Source organism: Streptomyces sp. NPDC048650 (assembly GCF_043199095.1).
Lineage (GTDB): Bacteria > Actinomycetota > Actinomycetes > Streptomycetales > Streptomycetaceae > Streptomyces.
In genome coordinates this window covers 121,924-143,489 of record NZ_JBICVM010000017.1, presented here as the reverse complement: position 1 = coordinate 143,489, position 21,566 = coordinate 121,924, and the positions used below count along the sequence as shown (strand labels likewise).

Here is a 21,566-nt window from a genome sequence, read left to right as displayed (position 1 = left end):
GACTCTATCAGATCCTTGCGGGCCCGATTTTCGCCGGTGCGTTTCCGCCTTTCGGCTTCTTCGCGTTTCCAACCTTACCAGATCCGTTTCCGTCTTCGGTCCCCCGTTGGAGCGGGGTCGACCTTCCGGCTTTCGCTTTCCGGCCTTTCCGACTTTAGCAGATCCCATCTTCGCCGTTTCCGGCTCGGACGTGATTTCGCTTTCCCATCGGAGGGATTTGCCTCTCGGCTTTTATCGACTTTATCAGAAGATTATTGGTCGAATTAATCGACCGGAGCTTCCGGTAAATGATCGATGCGCCTCGCCGAATTAGCGATCCGGCCGAAGCGAAGAAGAGACTAACTGTCGCGGTCGAACCTGTCTAGTTCGTGGCAACCGTTAAAATCTACCTCCCCAGGCCCCCCGTGTCAACGGAGTTTCTGGGACGGACAGGAGATTAGCAGGTCAGCGGGCCTGGATGCACATCAGGCGGCGGTCGGGAGGAGGGCTTCCCGGTCTGTGGCAGCCACGTCGCCGGTCTCGCCGGTGCGGGCGGCTCGGCCGCCCAGGACGTAGACGTAGGCCAGGAAGGCCAGCTCGGCGACGACGCCGATGGTGATGCGGGCCCAGGTGGGCAGGCCGGACGGGGTGACGAAGCCTTCGAGGGCGCCGGACACGAAGAGGACGGCGGCGAGGCCGACGGCGACGCCCAGGGCGGAGCGGCCCTCTTCCGCCAGGGCGGTGCGGCGGGTGCGCGGGCCCGGGTCGACGAGGGTCCAGCCCAGGCGCAGGCCGATGCCCGCGGCGACGAAGACGGCGGTCAGTTCGAGCAGGCCGTGCGGGAGGATCAGTCCGAGGAAGGTGTCGAGGCGGCCCGCCGAGGACATCAATCCGATGCCGGCGCCCAGGTTGAGCATGTTCTGGAGGAGGACCCACAGGACGGGGATGCCCGCGAAGGCACCCAGGACCAGGCAGAGGGCGACGGCCTGGGCGTTGTTCGTCCATACCTGGGCGGCGAAGGCGGCGGCGGGGTGGCTGGAGTAGTAGGTCTCGTACTCGCCGCCGGGGCGCGTCATGGCACGGAGGTCCTCGGGGGCGCCGATGGCCGCCTGGACCTCGGGATGGGCGGCGATCCACCAGCCGAGGAGGGCGGCGACGGCGGTGGAGAGCACCGCGGTGGGGATCCACCAGTGGCGGAGGCGGTAGACCGCCGCGGGGAAGGTCGTGGTGAAGAAGCGGGCGGCGTCGCGCCAGGAAGCCTTGCGGGCGCCGGTCACCGCGCTGCGGGCGCGCGCCACCAGGGAGGTGAGACGGCCGGTGAGTGCGGGGTCGGGGGCGCTGGAGAGGACAAGGGAGAGGTGGGTGGTGGTGCGCTGGTAGAGGGCTATGAGTTCGTCGGCCTCGGTGCCGGTGAGGCGGCGTCCGCGGCGCAACAGCGATTCGAGGCGGTCCCATTCGGCGCGATGGGCGGTGACGAAGACGTCGAGGTCCATACCGGTGTCACTCCTCGCAGCGCCGTGGGTGGGTGCCAGCCAGCTTGGCAGACTGGGCCGCGGCCGGCGCGGGGCGGGCGGGAGTTGAGAGGGAGTGGGGCACGGTGAGTGAGCTCGTGACGGGTGAAGCGGTGGTGCTGGGGCTGCGGCCGGCGAGGTTGCCGAGCCGGGGGCTGGCGGTACTGGTGGACCTGGCCGTGGCCTGGGGGACGTACATCGTGGTGTCGCTGGTGCTGCTGGGTTCGATGTCGTCGCTGGACAGCGCGGCGCTGGCAGCGGCCTCGGTGGCGGCGTTCGTGCTGGTCCAGGTCGGGATCCCGATCGTGGTCGAGACGCTGAGCCACGGGCGGTCGCTGGGGAAGCTGATCTGCGGGCTGCGGGTGGTGCGGGAGGACGGGGGACCGATCCGGTTCCGGCACGCGCTGGTGCGGGGAGCCATGGGGGCCCTTGAGATCGTGCTGACGATGGGGGTCGTGGCGTCCATCGCGTCGCTGGTCTCGGCGCGGGGGCGGCGGGTGGGCGACGTGTTCGCCGGGACGCTGGTGGTGCGGGAGCGGGTTCCGGCGGAGGAGATGTGGGCGGAGCTGCCGGCGCCTCCGCCATGGCTGGCTGCGGAGACCGGGGCCCTGGACCTGTCGCGGGTGCCGGACAGGTGGTGGCTGACCGTGCGTCAGTACCTGGGGCGGATGGCACAGCTGGATCCGCAGGCCGGCGGGGCGATGGCGGGGCGCCTCGCGGAGGATCTGCGGGGGTTCACGGGCGTGGGGATGCCTGCGGAGGTGCATCCGGCGGCCTATCTGGCCGCCGTGGTGGGTGAGCGGCAGGCTCGGGAGGCGCGGCGGGCGTTCGGTGCGTCGTGGGACGCGCCGGCTGCGGGCGCCCCGGCGGCCCGGGCGGCAGATGCGCCGGCGGTGGCTCCTGGGACGGCTGCCTCGGCCGACTCCGGGCGGTGGGCGGCGCCCGGGGCCGGGGTGTCCGGGGCCGGGAGCGCTGCGTCCGGGCCCGCGGGACCGGCGGCGGGACGGCCGGACGGCACGAGCGGGGCGACCGGGCGGCCGTCACGGACGGGCTTTGCGCCGCCGGCGTGAGGGGCGGGCGCCGGGTCGGGGCGGCGGTGGGCCCGTGGGTGGCGCTACGGGAACGTCGACGGCGGGGATTCGAGGGATTCGAGTTCGATGCCGGGGGCGGAGAGGACGACGTCACCGGCGATGTGGACGGTGTGCTGTTCGCCGGTTTCCAGGTCGTTGACCTGGTACTCGTCGGCGATCAGCGGGGCGTTGTCAGTGGCGTGTGGTGTGCTCGAGCGCAGGGCCCAGGACTGGTCGAGGGTGCGGGGGGCGAGGACGGGGGGTGTGAGCGCCACCAGACGGGTGCGGACGGCGCCGGCGCCGAGGGCGGGGCGCAGCAGCCGGGCGGTGGCGATGAGGAAGGCGGGGGACGCTCCGGTGAAGGCGTGGGCAGGGACGTTGCCTTCGGTGGCGTGTTCGCCGGTGGGGTCGGTGCGGACCCAGGTCACGCCCTCGAGGGCGGCGCCGCGGACCTGCCAGGCGGAGGCGTGGAGTTCCAGGCGCAGGGGGCGGCCGAGTTCGTCGAGGGTGAGGTCGACGGAGCCGGAGTGCTCGCCGTCGGGGGTGACGATCTGCGAGACGTAGCGCCAGCCGGAGGGGCCGGTGGCGCAGTGGAAGTGCTCTTCACCGAGGGGGGTGTGATCGTGCGGGTCGTGGAGGGAGTAGTGGCCGCGGGGCATGGGGCGTGCAGTCCTTCGGACGGGCCGGTGGGGGCGGGGTCGGGGCCTGTGGGGCCCTTATGGGCCAGGCCCCCGCCAAGAGTGGCGAGGGCCTGGTCGTGCTGTCACCGGCCGCTGGTGGGGGCCGGGCTCCGATCGTCAGGGGTCGGATCGCCGGGCGTCGGATCGCCGGGAGCGGAACACTGGGATCGGGAGCCGGCTCAGTAGCGGTAGTGGTCGGGCTTGTACGGGCCCTCGACCTGGACGCCGATGTAGGCGGCCTGCTCCGGGCGCAGCTCGGTGAGCTTGACGCCGAGGGCGTCGAGGTGGAGGCGGGCGACCTTCTCGTCGAGGTGCTTGGGGAGCACGTAGACGTCGGTCGGGTACTCCTCCGGCTTGGTGAACAGCTCGATCTGGGCCAGGGTCTGGTCCGCGAACGAGTTGGACATCACGAAGGACGGGTGGCCGGTGGCGTTGCCGAGGTTCAGCAGACGGCCCTCGGACAGCACGATCAGGACCTTGCCGTCCGGGTGCGTCCAGGTGTGGACCTGGGGCTTGACCTCGTCCTTGACGATGCCCTCGATCTTGGCGAAGCCGGCCATGTCGATCTCGTTGTCGAAGTGACCGATGTTGCCGACGATGGCCTGGTGCTTCATCCGGGCCATGTGCGAGGCCAGGATGATGTCCTTGTTGCCGGTGGTGGTGACGAAGATGTCGGCGGTCTCGACGACCTCTTCGAGGGTGGTGACCTGGTAGCCGTCCATCGCCGCCTGCAGCGCGCAGATCGGGTCGATCTCGGTGACGATCACCCGGGCGCCCTGGCCGCGCAGCGACTCCGCGCAGCCCTTGCCGACGTCGCCGTAGCCGCAGACCACGGCGGTCTTGCCGCCGATGAGGACGTCGGTGGCGCGGTTGATGCCGTCGATCAGGGAGTGGCGGCAGCCGTACTTGTTGTCGAACTTCGACTTCGTCACGGCGTCGTTGACGTTGATCGCCGGGAAGAGGAGGTCACCGTCACGGTGCATCTCGTACAGGCGGTGGACGCCGGTGGTGGTCTCCTCGGTGACGCCGCGGATCTCGGAGGCGAGGTTCGTCCACTTCTGCGGCGTCTCGGCGAGGGTGCGGTGGAGCAGCTCCAGGATGGAGTGGTGCTCCTCGCTCTCCGCGGTCTCGATCGCGGGGACCTTGCCGGCCTTTTCGTACTCGACGCCCTTGTGGACGAGGAGGGTGGCGTCGCCACCGTCGTCGAGGATCATGTTCGGGCCGCCGGTGGGCGAGTTCGGCCAGGTCAGGGCCTTCTCGGTGCACCACCAGTACTCGTCGAGGGTCTCGCCCTTCCAGGCGAAGACCGGGATGCCCTGCGGGGCCTCGGGGGTGCCGTTCGGGCCGACGGCGATGGCCGCGGCGGCGTGGTCCTGGGTGGAGAAGATGTTGCAGGAAGCCCAGCGGACCTCGGCGCCGAGCGCGACCAGGGTCTCGATCAGGACGGCGGTCTGCACGGTCATGTGCAGCGAACCGGTCACCCGGGCGCCGGCCAGCGGCTGCGTGGCGGCGTACTCCTTGCGGATCGCCATCAGGCCGGGCATCTCGTGCTCGGCGAGGGTGATCTCCTTGCGGCCGAAGGCGGCGAGGGACAGGTCGGCGACCTTGAAGTCCTGGCCGGTGGCTGCTGTCGTCATGCGGGCTGCTCCTCGAGCGTCGCGTGTATTTCGGGGCTTGGGCAGTCTGCGGCGCGGGCTGGGGTCCCCCAGCGTGACTGGGAGCCGGGGCGTTCGCGGAAGCGGACACACCTCTCCCCTGGCCGCAGCGCAGTCCGTCGGAGGCCCTCTCTCCCTCGGCCGGTCCGCTGGGCGGTCCGCCCGACCGCCATCAGCAGCGACGTCTGGCACTGGGCACGAATCTACACCGATCGGCCCAGTGAACCCCAGCCCGGTCGGGCCGATTCCGTGCGGTCCCGGCCACAGCGGTGGGTACTGCGCCGGATCCCGAACGGTGGCGCCGGGCGGGTGGCGCCCCAGGGCCTGGTCCGGGGGGTGTGCCGATGGTTGCCGGTGATGCAGGATGCCCGGAGCGCGGAACATCTGCACGGCCGCGCGCACGTTCGTAAGGAGAACCACGTGACGACGAGTCCAGCCGATCCCGCCGAGGCTGCGGGGAGGGACGGGCAGCGGCTGAAGCTGCTCGCCGTGACCGCCTGCCCGACCGGTATCGCCCACACGTACATGGCCGCGGAGAAGCTGACGCAGGCCGCGCAGTCCCTCGGGCATGAGATCAAGGTGGAGACCCAGGGCTCCATCGGGGCTGAGAATGTACTGTCTGACAACGATGTCAGGGAGGCGGATGCGGTCATCATCGCCGCAGACAAGGACGTGGACCGCGAGCGGTTCGCCGGCAAGCGGGTGCTGGCCGTCGGGGTCGCGGAGGGCATCCGTCATCCCGAGGAGCTGATCGAACGGGCGCGGCGCGCGCCGGTGCACGCGGGGGGCGGCGCGGCTCCGGAGCGCGCAGCGGGCGGCAAGGAGCGCAGCATCGGGTACAAGGCGCTGATGAACGGCGTCAGCTACATGATCCCGTTCGTGGTGGTCGGCGGCCTGCTCATCGCGATATCCCTGGCGCTGGGCGGCCATCCGACGCCGGAGGGGCTGAAGATCCCGCCGGGGTCGTTCTGGGCGGACCTCAACAACATCGGGACCATCGGGTTCACGCTGATGGTGCCGATCCTGTCCGGCTACATCGCGTACGCGATCGGTGACCGGCCCGCGCTGGTACCGGGCATGATCGGCGGCTGGATCGCCACCCACGGCGAGCTGTACGGCATGAAGGACGCGGGGGCCGGGTTCATCGGCGGGATCGCCACCGGGTTCCTCGCCGGCTATCTGGTCGTGTGGATCAAGAAGGTCAAGGTTCCCCGGTTCGTCCAGCCGATCATGCCGATCATCGTGATTCCGATCGTGGCCGCGTCGGCGCTCGGGCTGTTCTTCATCTACGTGCTCGGCAGGCCGATTTCCTGGGTGTTCACACATCTCACGGACTGGCTCGGCCAGATGACCGGGACCAGTGCGATCGTGCTGGGCGCGCTTCTGGGGCTGATGATCGCGTTCGACATGGGCGGTCCGGTCAACAAGACGGCGTTCCTCTTCGGTTCGGGGCTGATCGCTTCCGGCAACCAGACCGTGATGGGCATGTGCGCCGCCGCGATTCCGGTCATGCCGCTGGGGCAGGGGCTGGCGACGCTGATCCGTCGGCGGCTCTATACGGATCAGGAGCGGGAGACCGGGATGGCCTCGCTGTTCATGGGGCTGTTCGGGATCTCCGAGGGAGCGATCCCGTTCGCGGCGGCGCGGCCCGCGCAGGTGATTCCGGCCAACATGCTCGGCGGCGCGGTGGCCGGTGCGATCGCGGGGATGGCGGGGGTGTCGGACGCGGTGCCGCACGGTGGGCCGATCGTCGCGGTGCTGGGGGCGGTCGGCGGCGTGCCGCTGTTCTTCGTGGCCGTCGCGGCGGGCGCGGTGGTCACGGCGCTGGCGACGGTGACGCTGGTGGACGTGTCGGAGCGGCGCAAGGTGCGGGCCGCGGCGGCCCTCGCGGTGCGGGCGGCGGAGCCCGCTCTGGTGGGGGTCGGGGCGGCCGTCGGTACGGCCCCGGCGGCCACCACCGGGGCCGGCGCCGAGTCCGAGCCCGAATCCGAGCCCGAGTCCCGTGCCGAGGCCGACCGCAGGGCGGAGGCAGGCACCAGGTCGGAGGCAGGCGCCGGGTCGGAGGCCGACGCTTCGGCCGGATCCCCTGCGGCCCCTGAGGCCCCTGAGGCCGACGGTGTCCCCGAGGTGCTGTCCGGCCACCTCACCGCGCGGACCGTCCGGACCGGGCTCGCCGCGGCCGGCAAGGAGGCGGCCATCCGCGAGATGGCCGAGCTGGCGGCCGCCGGCGGCAGGGTGACGGACGTGGCCGAGCTGGTAAGGGTCGCGCTGGCGCGGGAGGAGCAGGGCACCACCGGGCTCGGCGAGGAGATCGCCGTTCCGCACGCCAAGACGGACGCCGTGACCGCGCCGGTCGTGGCCTTCGCGCGGTCCGCGGAGGGCATCGACTGGGGCTCGCCGGACGGGACCCCGGCCAAGCTGGTGTTCCTGATCGCGGTGCCTCAGGCGGCGGCCGGCGACGAGCATCTGCGGATTCTGGCGCTGCTGTCGCGCAAGCTGATGGACACGGACTTCCGGGCCCGGCTCCAGACGGCCACGGACGAGGCGGCGGTGCTGCGCGTGCTCGGCGAGATCCAGTAACCCCCGGCCCTCAGGAACGGGCCCGATTGCCGCGGCCCGTCAGGAACGGGCAGGGCCCCCGCACTCGGTGAGTGCGGGGGCCCGAGCTCGCGGGACGGCTCAGCGACCGCCCGGTGTCGACTCCGGGTCGGCACCCGCACCCGCTGCGTCCTCGCTGAAGATGTCCGGCTCCAGGTAGATGACCCGGGCGATCGGCACCGCCGCGCGGATGCGGGTCTCGGCGGCGTCGATGGCCTTCGCGACCTGGGCGGCGGTGTCGTCGTGCTCGACCGCGATCTTGGCGGCGACCAGCAGCTCCTCGGGGCCGAGGTGCAGGGTGCGCATGTGGATGACGCGGGTGACGACGTCGCCGTCGACGATCGCCGCACGGATCTTGGCGACCTGCTCGGGGCCCGCGGCCTCGCCCAGCAGCAGCGACTTCGTCTCGGCGGCCAGGACCAGGGCGATCACCACCAGCAGTGCGCCGATGCACATGGTGCCGATGCCGTCCCAGATGCCGTTGCCGGTCGCGAGGGTGAGGCCGACGCCCGCCAGGGCGAGGACCAGACCGATCAGCGCGCCGAAGTCCTCCAGCAGGACGACCGGCAGCTCGGGGGCCTTGGCGCGGCGGATGAACTGGCCCCAGGTCTGCTTGCCGCGCAGCTCGTTGGACTCCTTGATGGCCGTGCGGAAGGAGAAGCCCTCGGCGATGATCGCGAAGACCAGGACGCCGACCGGCCAGAACCAGTTGTCCAGCGCGTGCGGCTCGTGGACCTTTTCGTAGCCCTCGTAGAGCGCGAAGACGCCACCGATGGTGAACAGGACGATGGAGACCAGGAAGCCGTAGATGTACCGCTCGCGGCCGTAGCCGAAGGGGTGCTCCTCGGTCGCCGCGCGCTTGGCCTTCTTGCCGCCGAGCAGCAGCAGGCCCTGGTTGCCGGAGTCCGCGACGGAGTGCACGCCTTCGGCCAGCATCGAGGACGAGCCGCTGAAGGCGAAGGCCACGAACTTCGCTGCGGCGATCGCCAGGTTGGCGCCCAGCGCCGCGACGATCGCCTTTGTCCCGCCTGATGCGCTCATGTGTGCCGCTAGTCCCTTCCGTCGACGGAGCTCTCCCGCTTTACCGCCCCTTTAATACCTGCGGCGGTCATTGTTGCAGCCCGCCGAGGGAGCGATGCCACGAGGCCGTCCTGCGGACGTCCGGGCGGCACCGCTACGCGATGACCGTGGCGCGGAAGAGGGTGCCCTCCCCGGAGAGGGCGATGCGCTCGCCGGCCGGGACGAAGACGGATCCGCCGGGCGTGAGGGTGAGCTCCTCGGAGCCGTCCGCCAGCCGGACCGTGCCCGCCGTGCACAGCAGGATCTGCGGAGTGCCGGAGTCCAGGGGCCGGGGCGCGGCCCCGGGGGCGAGGACGAAGCGGGAGAGCCGGAATTCGTCGATGGGGGTGTCGTAGACCTCCTCGCCGTCGATCGCCTCGGGGCGCAGCACGGCCGGGTCGCCGGGCTCGAAGCGGACGATCCGCAGCAGCTCGGGGACGTCGACGTGCTTGGGCGTGAGGCCGCAGCGCAGGACGTTGTCGGAGTTGGCCATCAGCTCGACGCCGAGGCCGCTGAGGTAGGCGTGCGGGAGGCCGGCTCCGAGGAACAGTGCCTCGCCGGGCTGGAGTCGGACGTGGTGGAGGAGCATGGCGGCGATGACGCCGGGGTCGCCCGGGTAGTGGTGGGCGAGGTCGGCGTAGGCGGCGTAGTCGGCGGCGTGCGGGCCGCCCCGGTCGCCGAGCGCTCCGGCAGCGGCGGCGGCGCGCTCGACGGTGGCGGCCATCGCTTCGCGTTCGGCGCTCAGGACGGCGGTCAGCACCTCGCGGAGCGCCGCCTCCTCGGGGCCGGCGCGCAGGATGTCGACGTACGGCTTGAGGTCGTCGACGGCCAGCCCCTCCAGGAGGTCGGCGGCCTGGGCCGGGTGCCGGAAGCCGCACAGGCCGTCGAAGGGGGTGAGCGCGCAGATCAGCTCGGGCTTGTGGTTGGCGTCCTTGTAGTTGCGGTGTCCGGCGTCCCTGGGGACGCCGCGTCGCTCTTCGTCGGCGAAACCCTCCTTCGCCTGGGCCAGGTCGGGGTGGACCTGGAGGGAGAGCGGCGAGCCGGCCGCGAGCAGCTTGAGCAGGAACGGCAGCCGGGGGCCGAAGGAGCGGACGGCGGCGTCGCCCAGTTCGGCCTCGGGGGCGGCGTCGATCAACTGGGCCAGGGAGACCGGGCCCGCGCCGCGGTCCGCCCGGGAGGGGGCGCCGGGGTGGGCGCCCAGCCACATCTCGGCCTGGGGGGCGCCGGTGGGAGCCACGCCGAGGAGCTCCGGTATGGCGGTGGTGGAACCCCAGGCATAGGGGCGCACGGTATTGGCGAGGCGGTCCATGGGGCTGCTGCTTCCTGATGTCGGCACTGCCGCCGGCTGACGGGTCGGGCCAATGATCACTCGGTGTCGGCGAGCGCGAGGTAAACGGCGGCGAAATCTGTGATGGCGAGCAGTTCCGTGGCGGCTTCCAGTTCGCTGCCGCTCTCCGGCTGGAGCTCGCTGAGGGCGGTGTCGCATTCCTCGGCGAGCGCGCCGGCGGCACGGGTGGCGGAGTGCGGGCCCGCCTCCCGCCGGTCGCGCAGCAGCAGGATCCGGGCGTGCAGGGCGGCGGGCTGCTCGACGCGGTCGCGGAAGAAGTCGTCCGGGTCGGCGCCGGCGGCCAGCGAGCCGGCCAGCAGCGGACGGTGGGTGGTGAGCGCCTCGGGCAGCTCGGCGGCGAGCGCGGGGAGGCCCGCGAGCCCGGCGAGCACGGTCGCGAAGTGCCGGCCGACGGCCCCGGCGACGGTGCCTTCGGTCCAGATCAGCGGCAGCGCCTCGGCGAGGTCCGCGGCCAGGGTCTTGGCCGGGTTGGTGTACGTGGCGGTGGCCGGACCGCAGCGTTCGGCGAGCTGGTCGAGGTGGTCGGCGAGGCGGTCGAGCGCCTCGGGCGGAGCGCTGAGCAGACCGATCCGGTCGGCCAGCGCGAGCAGCGGGATCAGCAGCGACCAGAGGGTGCCGGGGGCGGCCGGGGGCGCGCCCTCGACGTCGAACTCGGCGTCGTAGGGGGTGGTGGCCAGCGGGACGGTCAGGCCGCGGGCCTGGGTGACGGCCTCGGCGAGCGGTCCGTCGGCCGGGGTGACGGCGACGACGGCACAGCCGCGGCGGTACGCCTGCTCGACCAGCTCGGCGAGGCCGGGGTCGGAGCCGTCGGGTCCGGCGAGCAGCAGCAGGTCCAGGGGGCCCGTCCAGCCCGGCAGCGTCCAGCGCAGGGCGCCGGGGACCGGTGCGACGCCGGTGGGCCGGATCAGGGTGACCGGGGCGCTGCCGCCGCCGAGGGCGCTGAGGAGTTCGGCGACCATGGAGGCGGCCGGGCCGGGCCCGGCCACGAGGACGGCGCGCGGCCGTCCGTCGGGCGTGAGGTCGGGGATGCCGGCTTCGGTGGCGCTGCGGACGGCGGTACGGACCCGGGCGCCGGATTCGGCCACGCCGCGCAGCAGTCCGTAGCGGTCGGCGCCGGCCAGCGCCTCGGGAGTGTCGAGGAGTGACTCGTCGAGCATGGTGCGCGCGGCCTCCGATCGCCGGTGCGGGCGGGGTGTCACCGGGCGGCGCCGGGGCGGGCCCGGCGCTGCCCGGTCAGGCGGGGGTGGTGTCTCCCGCGCCTTCGGGGTCGTGGGGAAGGGCCTCGTCGACGAGGAGCACGGGGATGCCGTCCCGGACGGGGTAGGCGAGGCCGCAGTCGGCGGAGGTGCAGGTCAGCCGGGCGGGGTCGGCCTCGGTGCGGTCCTCGAGCGGGGCACGGCACGCCGGGCAGGCGAGGATCTCGATCAGGCTGGCTTCGACCGGCATGGAGGCTGCTCCTTCGGGGTGGTTGCGGCCCCGCCAGCGTACCGCCGCACGGGGGGCCGGGTCCTGCTCGGAGACGAAGTGCGGAGGTGGGCGGGGGCGGCGGCGGGTCGCCACCGGGGCAGGGGTCCTTCGGATCGTCCGGGTCCGGGTGATCCGAAGGGTCCCTGGCCGGCTAGGCGCGGATGACGGCGAGGACCTCGTCGCGGACCCGGTCGACGGTGGCCGCGTCGCGGGCCTCGACGTTCAGGCGGAGCAGGGGCTCGGTGTTGGAGGGCCGGACGTTGAACCACCAGTCGGCGGCGGTGACGGTCAGGCCGTCCAGTTCGTCGATGGTGACGCCCGTGCGGTTCTCGTAGGCGGCCTTGACGGCGGCGAGGCGGCCGGCCTGGTCGTCGACGGTGTTGTTGAGCTCGCCGGAGGCCGCGTAGCGGTCGTACTGGGCGACGAGCTGCGAGAGCGGGCCGGACTGGCCGCCGAGGGCCGCGAGGACGTGCAGCGCGGCGAGCATGCCGGTGTCGGCGTTCCAGAAGTCGCGGAAGTAGTAGTGCGCGGAGTGCTCGCCGCCGAAGATGGCGCCGGTCCGGGCCATCTCCTGCTTGATGAAGGAGTGGCCGACCCGGGTGCGGACCGCCTTGCCGCCGTTCTCCTTGACGACCTCGGGGACCGACCAGGACGTGATGCAGTTGTGGATGACCGTGCCGCCGGGGTGCTTGGCGAGTTCGCGGGCGGCCACCAGGGCCGTGATCGCGGACGGGGAGGCCGGGTCGCCGTTCTCGTCGACGACGAAGCAGCGGTCGGCGTCGCCGTCGAAGGCGAGGCCGAGGTCGGCGCCGGTCTCGCGAACCCGGGCCTGGAGGTCGACGATGTTCTTCGGGTCCAGCGGGTTGGCCTCGTGGTTGGGGAACGATCCGTCCAACTCGAAGAACATCGCGTCGAGTTGGAGCGGCAGGCCCTCGAAGACGGTGGGGACGGTGTGGCCGCCCATGCCGTTGCCCGCATCCACGACGACCTTCAGCGGGCGGATGCCGGTCAGGTCCACCAGCTCGCGCAGATGGGCCGCGTAGTCGGCGAGGACGTCGCGCTGGGTGACGGCACCGGTGGCGGCGACCGGCTCCGGGGCGCCGCTTTGCGACCAGCCCTCGACGAGGGCGCGGATCTCGGACAGGCCGGTGTCCTGGCCGACCGGGGCGGCGCCCGCCCGGCACATCTTGATGCCGTTGTACTGCGCCGGGTTGTGCGACGCGGTGAACATGGCGCCGGGCAGGCCCAGCGCGCCGCTGGCGTAGTAGAGCTGGTCGGTCGAGCAGAGGCCGATCTCGGTGACGTCCGCGCCGCGGGCCGCCGCGCCGCGGGCGAAGGCCCGGGCGAGACCGGGCGAGGAGGGCCGCATGTCGTGCCCGGTCACGATCGCGTCCGCGTCGGTGACCTGGACGAAGGCCGCGCCGAACAGTTCGGCGAGGGTCTCGTCCCACTGGTCGGGGACCACACCGCGCACGTCGTACGCCTTGACGATCTGCGACAGATCGGTCACAGCCAGCCCTCCTGGAGTCGCTGAGTCGCTACGGAGCCCAACCTACCCGCCCGACCTGTGCGGGGGCCGCGAACCGGCCGGGGTGTGCGCCGCGGCCGGTCCGGCGGGCCCTACGGCAACATCCAGCCCAGTACGGCGGTGCTCTGCCCGACCACGATCAGGCACATCACCAGCAGCAGCCCCAGGCTCCAGGGCAGGACCCTGCGCAGCAGGTCGCCCTCGCGTCCCGCGAGTCCGACGGCCGCGCACGCGATCGTCAGGTTCTGCGGCGAGATCATCTTGCCGAGCACCCCGCCGGAGCTGTTGGCGGCGGCGAGGAGTTGGGGCGCCAGTCCCGACTGCTGGGCGGCGGTGACCTGGAGGGCGCCGAAGAGGGCGTTGGCGGAGGTGTCGGAGCCGGAGACGGCCACGCCGAACCAGCCCAGGACGGGCGAGAGGAAGGCGAGCCCGGCGCCGGCCGCGGCGACGAAATGGCCGATGGTGGCCGCCTGTCCGGAGAGGTTCATGACGTAGGCGAGGGCCAGCACGGAGGTCACGGTGAGCAGGGCGCGGCGCAACTCGTGGACGGTGGCGGCCCATTCGCGTACCGCCGCGCCCGCCGGTACGCCGAGCAGCGCGGCGGTCAGGACGCCGGCCAGCAGCACCAGTGTGCCGCCGGTGGCGATCAGCGGCAGGGTGAGGACGTTGCCGCCCACCGGGGTGCCGTCGGGGCCGGCGACGTCCAGGAACGGCCAGTCGAAGGTCCTCGTCGCCCTCGCCAGCAGGTCCCTGACCGGCGGGATCTGGGCGAGCGAGAAGATGACGACGATGAGCGCGTAGGGGGCGTAGGCGCGGAGCACCTCGCGGCGCTCGTCGGCCGGGTCCGGGTCTTGGCTGCGCACCCCGGTGAGGACCGCGGCGCGTACCGGCTCGGCGGCCGGCCGGCGGGCGCTCGGCACGGCCACCAGGGCCGCGGCGCCGGCCAGCGCCGCCCCGATGTCCGCGAGTTGCGCCGAGACGAAGTTGGCGGCCAGGAACTGCACGGCGGCGAAGGCGGCCCCGCAGGCGAGCGCGGGCACCCAGGTCTCGCGCAGGCCGCGCCGCCCGTCGACCAGGACGACCAGCAGCAGCGGTACGAGCAGCGCCAGCAACGGCGTCTGACGGCCCACCACGGAGGCGACGTCGTCCAGCGGCAGCCCGGTGACCTGGGCGAGGGTGACGACCGGGGTGCCCATGGCGCCGAAGGCGACCGGTGCGGTGTTGGCGACGAGGGCGACGACGGCGGCCTTGACCGGGTCGAAGCCGAGCGCGACCAGCATCACCGCGCTGATGGCGACGGGCGCCCCGAAACCGGCCAGCGCCTCCAGCAGCGCACCGAAGCAGAAGGCGATGACCAGGGCCTGGATGCGGGGGTCGGCGGAGAGCCGGGAGAAGGAGCGGCGCAGGACGTCGAAGTGCCGGGTGCGGACCGTCATCCGGTAGACCCACAGGGCGTTGACGACGATCCACAGGATCGGGAAGAGGCCGAAGACGGCGCCCTGGGCGGCGCTGGAGAGCGTCTGACCGAAGGGCATGCCGTAGCCGAGGCAGGCGACCGCGAAGGCGGCGGCGAGGCCGATGAGACCGGCGAGGTGGGCGCGCATCCGTACCGCGCCGAGCAGGACGAGCACGGTGAGCAGGGGCAGTGCGGCGACGAGGGCGGACAGGGCGAGCGAGTCGGCGATGGGCTCCAGCTGTTGGACGTACACGCGGCCTCCCGGGGTGGGCGGCTCCCGGTGGTGATTCCGCGATCGGGTTTCCGCGATGCGAAAGCCGATCACGCGGGAGTGGAGGCATGGTCGTGTCCGCGCCAAGTCGGCGTCAATGCTCCGTCACCGACCGGCCGGGCCGGATTTCCGTCGGGCGGGGCCGGGGCTCAGGAGTCGGGTGAGCGCAGCACTCGCAGATGGCCGCGGCGGGCGACCTCCATGGGCCGGCCGTCGCGACCGGCGGGCTGCGGTCCGTCGCCGCCCGGGGCGCGCTCCTGGGGCCGCGCGGCCTCGCGGACGGCGTTGGCGAGCGCTTCGAGGTCGTCGCCGCTGGGCTGGGCCGGGCCGGTGTCGATGGCGAGCCGGACGACCTCCCACCCGCGGGGCGCGGTCAGCCGCTCGGAGTGCTCGGCGCACAGGTCGTAGCAGTGCGGTTCGGCGTAGGTGGCGAGCGGTCCGAGCACGGCGGTCGAATCCGCATAGACGTACGTCAGCGTTGCGACGGCGGGGCGGCCGCACGCAGTGCGCGAACAGCGACGTACAGGGCTCACGACGTTGGACGCTACCGCACTCTTGAGCGGGCCGCGACGACTCTCCCCCGGCTCACCCAACCGTGTCGTCCCACTTCGTCCGATGCGTCTGACCTGCACCCGCTCGCCCCGGGCCGGTCCGGGCAGGCCGGGACGGACGGCGCGCGGTGCGGAAAGACGTCACAGGTCGGTCCAATTGATGGCATTTCGCGGGCGATCCGCGATCCGATGGCGGAAGGCAACCGAACGGAACCCGGACCGGAGCGGTCACCCGGCGACATCCGGCGTCTTGTCGCGCTTCACGGTGCCGCCCCGCCCGCGACGGTTACGCTCGATGCTGATGGACAGCCCCGTACCTCCCCGACCTCCCCAGCCGCGGATCCGCCGCCGCGACCGGCACGGCCGTGGCATGCGCGGCCCGATCGCGCCGCCGCAGGTGCCGCTGTCGGTGAGCCGCGCCGACGCCTTCGTGGATCTCGTCTACGACTCCCGGGACCGGCTGGAGCGACGCTGGCCGCAGCTGGCGGAGGTCGACTTCCTCGTCCTGGACGTGCCCGGTTTCGGCCCCGACGGGCGGCCGGATCCGGACACGGACGACGCGACCGTACCGCTGGGCCGGGCGCTGCCCGCCGCCGACGGACATCGCGACCGGATCGTGATCTACCGCAGGCCGGTGGAGATCCGCACGAAGAGTCGCGACGAGCGCGCGCTGCTGGTCCATGAGGTGGTCGTCGAGCAGGTCGCCGAACTGCTGGGGCTGTCCCCGGAGTCGGTGGACCCGCGCTACGGCCAGGACGAGGGGCCGTAGCGCGGGTTCGGCGCCGGTCAGTCGTTGAGCAGCGACAGGTCCTGGCCCGCCGTCGGGACGACGACCGTGCCCCGGTCGTCCGGCAGGGTCTGCACGGTGAAGGCGGGAACACGGCCCAGCGGCTGCGACAAGGTGCGCGCCGCGTGGACCGGGCCGCTGCCCGGCTGCGGCTCCACCGTCAGCGCGTAGGAGCCCTTGAGGCCCTGCGGGCGGGGCGGGTCGACGGCGAGGGTGGTGCCGCCCTTGACCGTGTACGTCTTGGTGAGCGGCGTGCCGCCGCCGCTCCCGGCCGACGCGGTGACCTTGACCTTCGCGTCCTTGCCCTTCTCCGGCGCGACGAGCGAGAGGGTGCCGCCCTTGGCCCGGTTGTCCGCGACGGTGGCGCGCTTGTCCACCGGGCGGGTCGCCGGGATGAACGCCATCTCCTGGTCGGCGCCCTTGCCCCGGGTCACCCGCAGTGCCGCCGCGACGGGGGCCTTGGAGCTGTCGTCGGAGGGCGTGAGCACCAGCGACCCGGCCTCGCCCTTGGTCAGTCCCTTGAGGTCGACCGCGGTGGTCATACCGCTCTTGACGTGCAGCGTCTCCACTCCGGCCGGGGTGATCAGGCCGGTCGGGGTGGCCAGCTGCACCTTGAGGTCGGCGTCCGCCTCCCCCGGCGCCACGGCCACCAGACGCACGGAGGTCGCGTCCTTGGGGATGCCGGGCAGCACCAGAGCGGCGGCCGGATCGGCGGCGGGCGGCAGCCAGTCGCTGCCGAGCTCGGCGTCGGCGGCCTGAACGGCGGCGCCGACCCGGCCCTCGCGGGCGACGACGTGCAGTGCGGCGTTGGTGGCCGGGCTGCCGGTGAGGGTGGAGAGCAGCACCGGGACGGTGGTGTGCGGCGGCACCGTGATGTCCTCACCGGACGAGCCGGTCAGCGAGCCGTCCTTGCCGGCCAGCTCGAGGTCGACCACGGCGGGGGTGGTGTCGGGGTTGGTCAGGTGGACGTAGTCCTGGCGGTCCTTGTCGGTGCTCACACCGGGGAACCAGAACGTGGTGTCCGGGGTGGTGCAGCCCAGCCCGAGCAGGCCGCGGCCGTTGCCGGCGGTGACGGAGGTGGTCTGCTGGACGGTCCAGCCGGGGGCGAGGGTGCCGTCCGCGTCGCCCACCAGGGCCGGTGCGTCGGCGCTGCCGGTCGTGGCGGTCACCGGCTTCCCGGCCTCCCGGAGGGGCGCCACGGGCTTGGTGTCGCGGGGCGGGACCGTCGTGCCGCCCGCGTTCGCGCCGTCGTCCTTGGCGCCCTTCTTGCCCGCCTTCTTGCCGCCCTTGGTCCCGCCGCCGGTGTCCTTGACCGTTCCGGCGGGCAGCAGCCTGGCGGTGCCCTTCCCGGCGTCCGCTCCGGCCGCCGCGCCCTTCGGGACGAAGGACGTGTACGTGGTGTCGCCGAGCTCCGAGGAGGTGGGGGCCGGACAGAGCAGCGAGGAACGCTGGACGGGCAGCCTGCTGGCGCCCTGGGGCGTCGCGGTGGCCGCTCCGTCGGGGGCGGCCACGACGGCGACGCCGGTGACGGCGGCGAGCCCCGCCGCCGCGCCGATCAGGGACATCATCGTGCGCTTCACTGCTGGTCGCTCCCGTCACGGCGCGGCTCGGGGTAGGAGCCGGAGTACCCCGGGTACTCGGTGCCGTCGTCGTAGGGCTGCTGGGGCTGCTGGGGCTGCTGGGGCTGCTGCGCGTAGCCGTACGGGTCGTAGGCGCCCGCCTGGTACGGGTCCGCCGCGAACGGGTCGGCGGCCTGGTACGGGTCGGCCTGCGGGTACGGCGGCTGCTGGGCGTACTGCCCCTGGTACGGGTCGGCGGGCGCGTAGGGCTGCTGCTCGCCGGGCTGGACCGGCATGCCCTGCTGGGCGGCCTGCCACTGCTCGTACGACTGCTGCTGGGGCACCGCCGCGTACGGATCGCCGTCCGCCACGGTCTGCGGGGCACCCATGGGCACCGCGTCCTGACCGGGGATCGCCCCGGTCATCGGGCCGGCGGCCTGCGCCTCCTCGCCGGCACCGGCATCCGCCGCCGGGCCGCCGGCCTCCGGTGCTGCCTGGTTGCCGGCCGCTTCCGCGGCGGCCCGCAGCCGGCGCGCCCGGCGGCCGTCCCCGGTGGCCGTCTGGGCGGCCACGACTGCCGCGTCCTCGGGCAGGTCGTCGTCGATCTCCCGGCGGCGACCCGGCAGCGCCATCACCACCAGGACGACGGCGAGCAGGCCCTGGATCCACAGCCAGACGGTGTGGCCGAGCGGGTTCTCGTAGGTGAGGTCGAGCCGGCCGCCGGCCGCGGGAAGGCGGAAGCCCTGCGCCCAGCCGTCGACCGTGACGGGCTTGAGCGCGGTGCCGTCCAAGGTGGCCTGCCAGCCGGGGTCGGCGGCGTCGGCGATGCGCAGCACCCGGCCGGCGGGGCCGGCGGGCACCTTGTCGGTGTGCGCCTCGACCGGGCCGGAGGGTACGGCGACGGGCGCGGCGGCGCTGGTGTCGTCCGTGGCCCGGGCCGGCACGATGGAGACCCGCGAGACCCGGCGGTCGACCCGCCACAGGGAACTGCCGTCGTCCTGGCTGAGCCGGGTCAGCCCCGGGGTCGCGTCCAGCACCCGGCCCATCTGGCGGGGCGCGCCGTCGCGCACCAGGATGTAGCGGACCGCGTAGCCGCCGAGCCGGCTCGTCTGGTCGGCGCCGGAGCCCGCCACCAGGTGGGCGACGATGCCGCTCAGGCGCCGGTCCTCGCCGGCCGTGGTGGCCAGGTCGGCGTCGCCGAGCCGGGCGCCGGAGCCGCGGACCAGCGTGTAGCCGACATGGCCGGTGCTGCCGTCGAGCACCAGCGTGCGGGCCCGGTCGGCGGTACCGGATTCCTCGGCGACGAACGCGGGCACCTGGGACGGGTCGCGCCGCTCCAGAGGCCCGGCGGCACCGGTGAGCATCCATCCGACGGCGGCGTAGACCGGGGCGAGCACGGACGCCAGCGCGATCAGCACGGCGACCGGCTGCTTCCAGCCGAAGCCCAGGCTGGCCATCCGGGTGCGGATGCCCTCGGCGCCGATCACCGCGGCGCACAGCAGCGCCAGCCCGTAGACCAGCATCGCCGGGCCGGTCCATCCGGAGCCGTTGCCCAGCGCCGCGCACAGCAGCCCGGCGATCGCCACCACCCAGGCGGTACGGATCGCGGTCTGCCGCTTGTCGCGCAGCGTCGCCGCCAGCGCGGCGAGCACCACACCGATCAGCAGTACCCCGCCGGCCGCCTTCGGGCCGCCGGGGCTCAGGCCGATCAGGTCCAGTGCGGAGGCCGATCCGGCGCCGTAGTCCAGCCCCGCCTCCTGGAAGAAGCGCGAGGGGTTGCCGAGCAGCGACAGCGACCAGGGGGCGAGCACCACGACGGGCACCACAGCCACGGCCAGGAGGCGCAGCACCTGTCCGAGCAGGAGCTCACGGCTGCCGCCCACGACCCGCCGGACGAGCAGGACGATGCCGAGCAGGACGGCGATCGGCCAGACGACCGGGGTGAAGGCCATGGTGAAGGTGACCAGCAGGGTGTACGCCCAGGTGGCGCGCCAGCCGGGCCGGGTGCCGGGGCTCAGCCGCAGCCCGCCGGCGGCGACCGCGGCGCGGGCCATCAGGGGCAGCACGACGGCGAGCACCGCGGTGCCCAACCGGCCGCCCGCGAGCGCGCCGGTGGCCGCGGGCAGGAAGGCGTACGCGATGCTCGCCCAGGCCCGCAGCAGCCGGGAGGCGACCAGCGGGCGGGAGGCGAAGTAGGCGGTCAGACCGGCCAGCGGGACGGAGCAGACGAGCAGCAGGGTGAGCGTGAAGCCGGTGCTGCCGAGGAAGACCGTGGAGACCAGCGCGACGACGGCCAGATACGGCGGGGCGGAGGCGGCGTCGCCGGTGCCGACCGCATGCCAGCTGTCGAGGTACGCCGACCACAGGTCCGCCACGCTGTCGGGCGCGGGCAGCATCGCCCCGCCGGTCAGTGCGCCGGAGCCGAGCAGTCCCCGGCAGGCGATCAGCGAGATCACCAGCAGGAGGAGGAAGAGCACCGGGGCGGGTCTGCGGGCCATCCGCTTGAGCCGCGCGAACTGCTCGACCTCCAGGAAGTCGGCGTCGTCGCCACCGGGGCCGGACTCCACGGCGCCGTGCCGGCCGGCCGATGCCACGTCGGGCGCGGCCCGGCCCGCGAGGTTGCCGGCGACCTGCTCGACGGTGGCGCGTACCGTCGCGCCGGGCGGCGGGAAGAGCGGCCGCAGTTCGGCGGCGTCCACCGCCGGGCGGCCTCGGCGTTTGCGTGCGGCGAGGATCTTGCCCGGCCGCAGCAGGGTGCCGAAGAGCCCGGCGAGTTCGTCGAGCGCCTGGCCGGGGACCTTGCCGACGAGGTAGGCCAGGACCCGCAGGAAGGTGCCGGTCAGCAGCCGCAGCAGGGTGTACGGGAAGAGCGCGCCGCGGCTGTTGGCGAGCAGCGTGTAGACGGCACCGGCCTTGTCGACCCGGTGCGGGTTGGCGACCGAGCGGCCGACGCAGTCGATGGGACGGCGTTCGCGGGCGGCGGCCTCGGCGTGCCGCAGTATGGCGTCCGGGGCGACGAGCACCTGATGGCCGGCGGCCTGGGCCCGCCAGCACAGGTCGACGTCGTCGCGCATCAGCGGCAGCCGGCGGTCGAAGCCGCCCAACCGCTCGTAGACGTCGCGGCGGATGAGCATGCCGGCGGTGGAGACGGACAGCACGGGGCGGATCTGGTCGTGCTGGCCCTGGTCCTGCTCACGGCGGTCCAGGCCGGTCCAACGGCGGCCGCTGCGCGCGATGCTGACGCCCGCTTCGAGGAGCTGACGGCGGTCGTACCAGCTGCGCAGCTTGGGGCCGACGACGGCGGTGGAGGGGCCGGCGTCGGCGACCCGCAGCAGTTCCGCGAGCGCATCGGGCTCGGGGGCGCAGTCATCGTGCAGCAGCCACAGCCACTGGACGGGCTCGCCGTGCGGGAGTTCCGGCATGTCGTAGGCGTCGTCGCGCCAGGTGCGGCTGACCGGGTCCCAGCCGCTGGGACGGCGCAGATAGGGCAGGTCGTCGGGGGTGAGCACGGGGGCCGTACGGACGGCTTCGTCGACGGCGGTGCCGAATCCGGAGCGGCGGGCGAGGTGCAGTACCCGCTCGTCCCCGATGGCGTCGGCGAGCAGCGTGGCGGAGTCGTCCGCGCTGCCGGTGTCGGCACCGATGACGTTCTGGACCGGGCGCTCCTGGCCGAGCAGCCCGGCGAGCGCGTCGGGCAGCCAGCGGGCACCGTCGTGGGAGACGATCACTGCGGTGACGACATGCCGCGGGAACTCTGGGGTGTCAGCTGTGTATGAGGCGGCCTGGGCCGCCGACTGGCTGTGCACGGACATCGAGGTACGGGCCCTCCGGACCCGGGAGCCCGGGGCCCGCGGCGAAGTCGCTCAAGGCCCCCGCCCCCGGAAGACACTGCGACGGACTACGAGGCGACGCGCGCGCCCGGCAGGGCGGCGGCGCATCTCGGACGGTGCCCCACACTAATGGTTCGTGCCGGTGCCCCGACCGGGTCCGTACACAGCAGTCCGCCTCCGGCGGTCAGGTCGCTGGAGGCGGAGAGTTCTCTATCGG

The 21,566-nt window shown here is 73.4% G+C and carries 15 protein-coding genes; 3 read left to right on the top strand and 12 right to left on the bottom strand.

Annotated elements, in window-relative coordinates; translation table 11 throughout:
- Window positions 1–464: 464 nt before the first annotated feature.
- Window positions 465–1,472, bottom strand: a complete 1,008-nt coding sequence (locus ACGFML_RS33540; protein ID WP_393549416.1) for a stage II sporulation protein M — start codon at window positions 1,470–1,472, stop codon at window positions 465–467.
- Window positions 1,473–1,576: 104 nt separating this feature from the next.
- On the opposite strand from ACGFML_RS33540, the gene ACGFML_RS33535 reads away from it, so the two are divergent.
- The gene (locus ACGFML_RS33535) at window positions 1,577–2,560 is read left to right on the top strand and encodes an RDD family protein (protein ID WP_393549415.1); all 984 of its coding nucleotides are present in this window, start codon (window positions 1,577–1,579) and stop codon (window positions 2,558–2,560) included.
- Window positions 2,561–2,604: 44 nt separating this feature from the next.
- Here ACGFML_RS33535 and ACGFML_RS33530 read toward each other — a convergent pair whose 3' ends face one another.
- Both ACGFML_RS33530 and ahcY read right to left on the bottom strand, forming a co-directional pair.
- On the bottom strand, window positions 2,605–3,219 hold the full coding sequence (locus tag ACGFML_RS33530) for a hypothetical protein (protein WP_393549414.1): 615 nt from the start codon (window positions 3,217–3,219) through the stop codon (window positions 2,605–2,607).
- A gap of 200 nt (window positions 3,220–3,419) precedes the next feature.
- On the bottom strand, window positions 3,420–4,877 hold the full coding sequence (ahcY, locus tag ACGFML_RS33525) for an adenosylhomocysteinase (protein WP_393549413.1): 1,458 nt from the start codon (window positions 4,875–4,877) through the stop codon (window positions 3,420–3,422).
- Between the two features lie 507 nt (window positions 4,878–5,384).
- Between ahcY and ACGFML_RS33520 the strand changes: the two genes are divergently transcribed.
- Window positions 5,385–7,475 (top strand): fructose-specific PTS transporter subunit EIIC, encoded by a 2,091-nt coding sequence (locus tag ACGFML_RS33520; RefSeq protein ID WP_393549426.1) that lies wholly within the window; start codon window positions 5,385–5,387, stop codon window positions 7,473–7,475.
- Between the two features lie 99 nt (window positions 7,476–7,574).
- Here ACGFML_RS33520 and ACGFML_RS33515 read toward each other — a convergent pair whose 3' ends face one another.
- The 7 genes from ACGFML_RS33515 to ACGFML_RS33485 all read right to left on the bottom strand — a co-directional run bounded on the left by ACGFML_RS33515 (window position 7,575) and on the right by ACGFML_RS33485 (window position 15,215).
- Window positions 7,575–8,534, bottom strand: a complete 960-nt coding sequence (locus tag ACGFML_RS33515; protein ID WP_393549412.1) for a cation diffusion facilitator family transporter — start codon at window positions 8,532–8,534, stop codon at window positions 7,575–7,577.
- 133 nt (window positions 8,535–8,667) lie between these two features.
- Entirely contained in the window at window positions 8,668–9,861 is a 1,194-nt protein-coding gene (gene manA, locus ACGFML_RS33510) for a mannose-6-phosphate isomerase, class I (RefSeq protein ID WP_393549411.1), read from the bottom strand.
- A 56-nt stretch (window positions 9,862–9,917) separates the two neighbouring features.
- Window positions 9,918–11,057, bottom strand: a complete 1,140-nt coding sequence (locus ACGFML_RS33505; protein WP_393549410.1) for an SIS domain-containing protein — start codon at window positions 11,055–11,057, stop codon at window positions 9,918–9,920.
- Between the two features lie 76 nt (window positions 11,058–11,133).
- On the bottom strand, window positions 11,134–11,346 hold the full coding sequence (locus ACGFML_RS33500) for a Trm112 family protein (RefSeq protein ID WP_393549409.1): 213 nt from the start codon (window positions 11,344–11,346) through the stop codon (window positions 11,134–11,136).
- Window positions 11,347–11,518: 172 nt separating this feature from the next.
- Window positions 11,519–12,877: a phosphomannomutase/phosphoglucomutase gene (locus ACGFML_RS33495; protein WP_393549408.1), complete on the bottom strand. Its 1,359-nt coding sequence runs from the start codon at window positions 12,875–12,877 to the stop codon at window positions 11,519–11,521.
- 110 nt (window positions 12,878–12,987) lie between these two features.
- The gene (locus tag ACGFML_RS33490; protein WP_393549407.1) at window positions 12,988–14,604 is read right to left on the bottom strand and encodes an L-lactate permease; all 1,617 of its coding nucleotides are present in this window, start codon (window positions 14,602–14,604) and stop codon (window positions 12,988–12,990) included.
- Window positions 14,605–14,771: 167 nt separating this feature from the next.
- On the bottom strand, window positions 14,772–15,215 hold the full coding sequence (locus tag ACGFML_RS33485) for a DUF3499 domain-containing protein (protein WP_393549406.1): 444 nt from the start codon (window positions 15,213–15,215) through the stop codon (window positions 14,772–14,774).
- A 259-nt stretch (window positions 15,216–15,474) separates the two neighbouring features.
- Between ACGFML_RS33485 and ACGFML_RS33480 the strand changes: the two genes are divergently transcribed.
- The gene (locus ACGFML_RS33480; protein ID WP_393549405.1) at window positions 15,475–15,942 is read left to right on the top strand and encodes a metallopeptidase family protein; all 468 of its coding nucleotides are present in this window, start codon (window positions 15,475–15,477) and stop codon (window positions 15,940–15,942) included.
- Between the two features lie 17 nt (window positions 15,943–15,959).
- Here the strand turns inward: ACGFML_RS33480 and ACGFML_RS33475 are convergent, their stop codons facing one another.
- Window positions 15,960–17,540, bottom strand: a complete 1,581-nt coding sequence (locus ACGFML_RS33475; RefSeq protein WP_393549404.1) for a DUF5719 family protein — start codon at window positions 17,538–17,540, stop codon at window positions 15,960–15,962.
- Complete coding sequence (locus ACGFML_RS33470; RefSeq protein ID WP_393549403.1) at window positions 17,537–21,331, bottom strand: glycosyltransferase; 3,795 nt, start codon at window positions 21,329–21,331, stop codon at window positions 17,537–17,539. The genes ACGFML_RS33475 and ACGFML_RS33470 overlap by 4 nt, the downstream gene beginning before the upstream one ends.
- Between the last annotated feature and the right edge of the window lie 235 nt (window positions 21,332–21,566).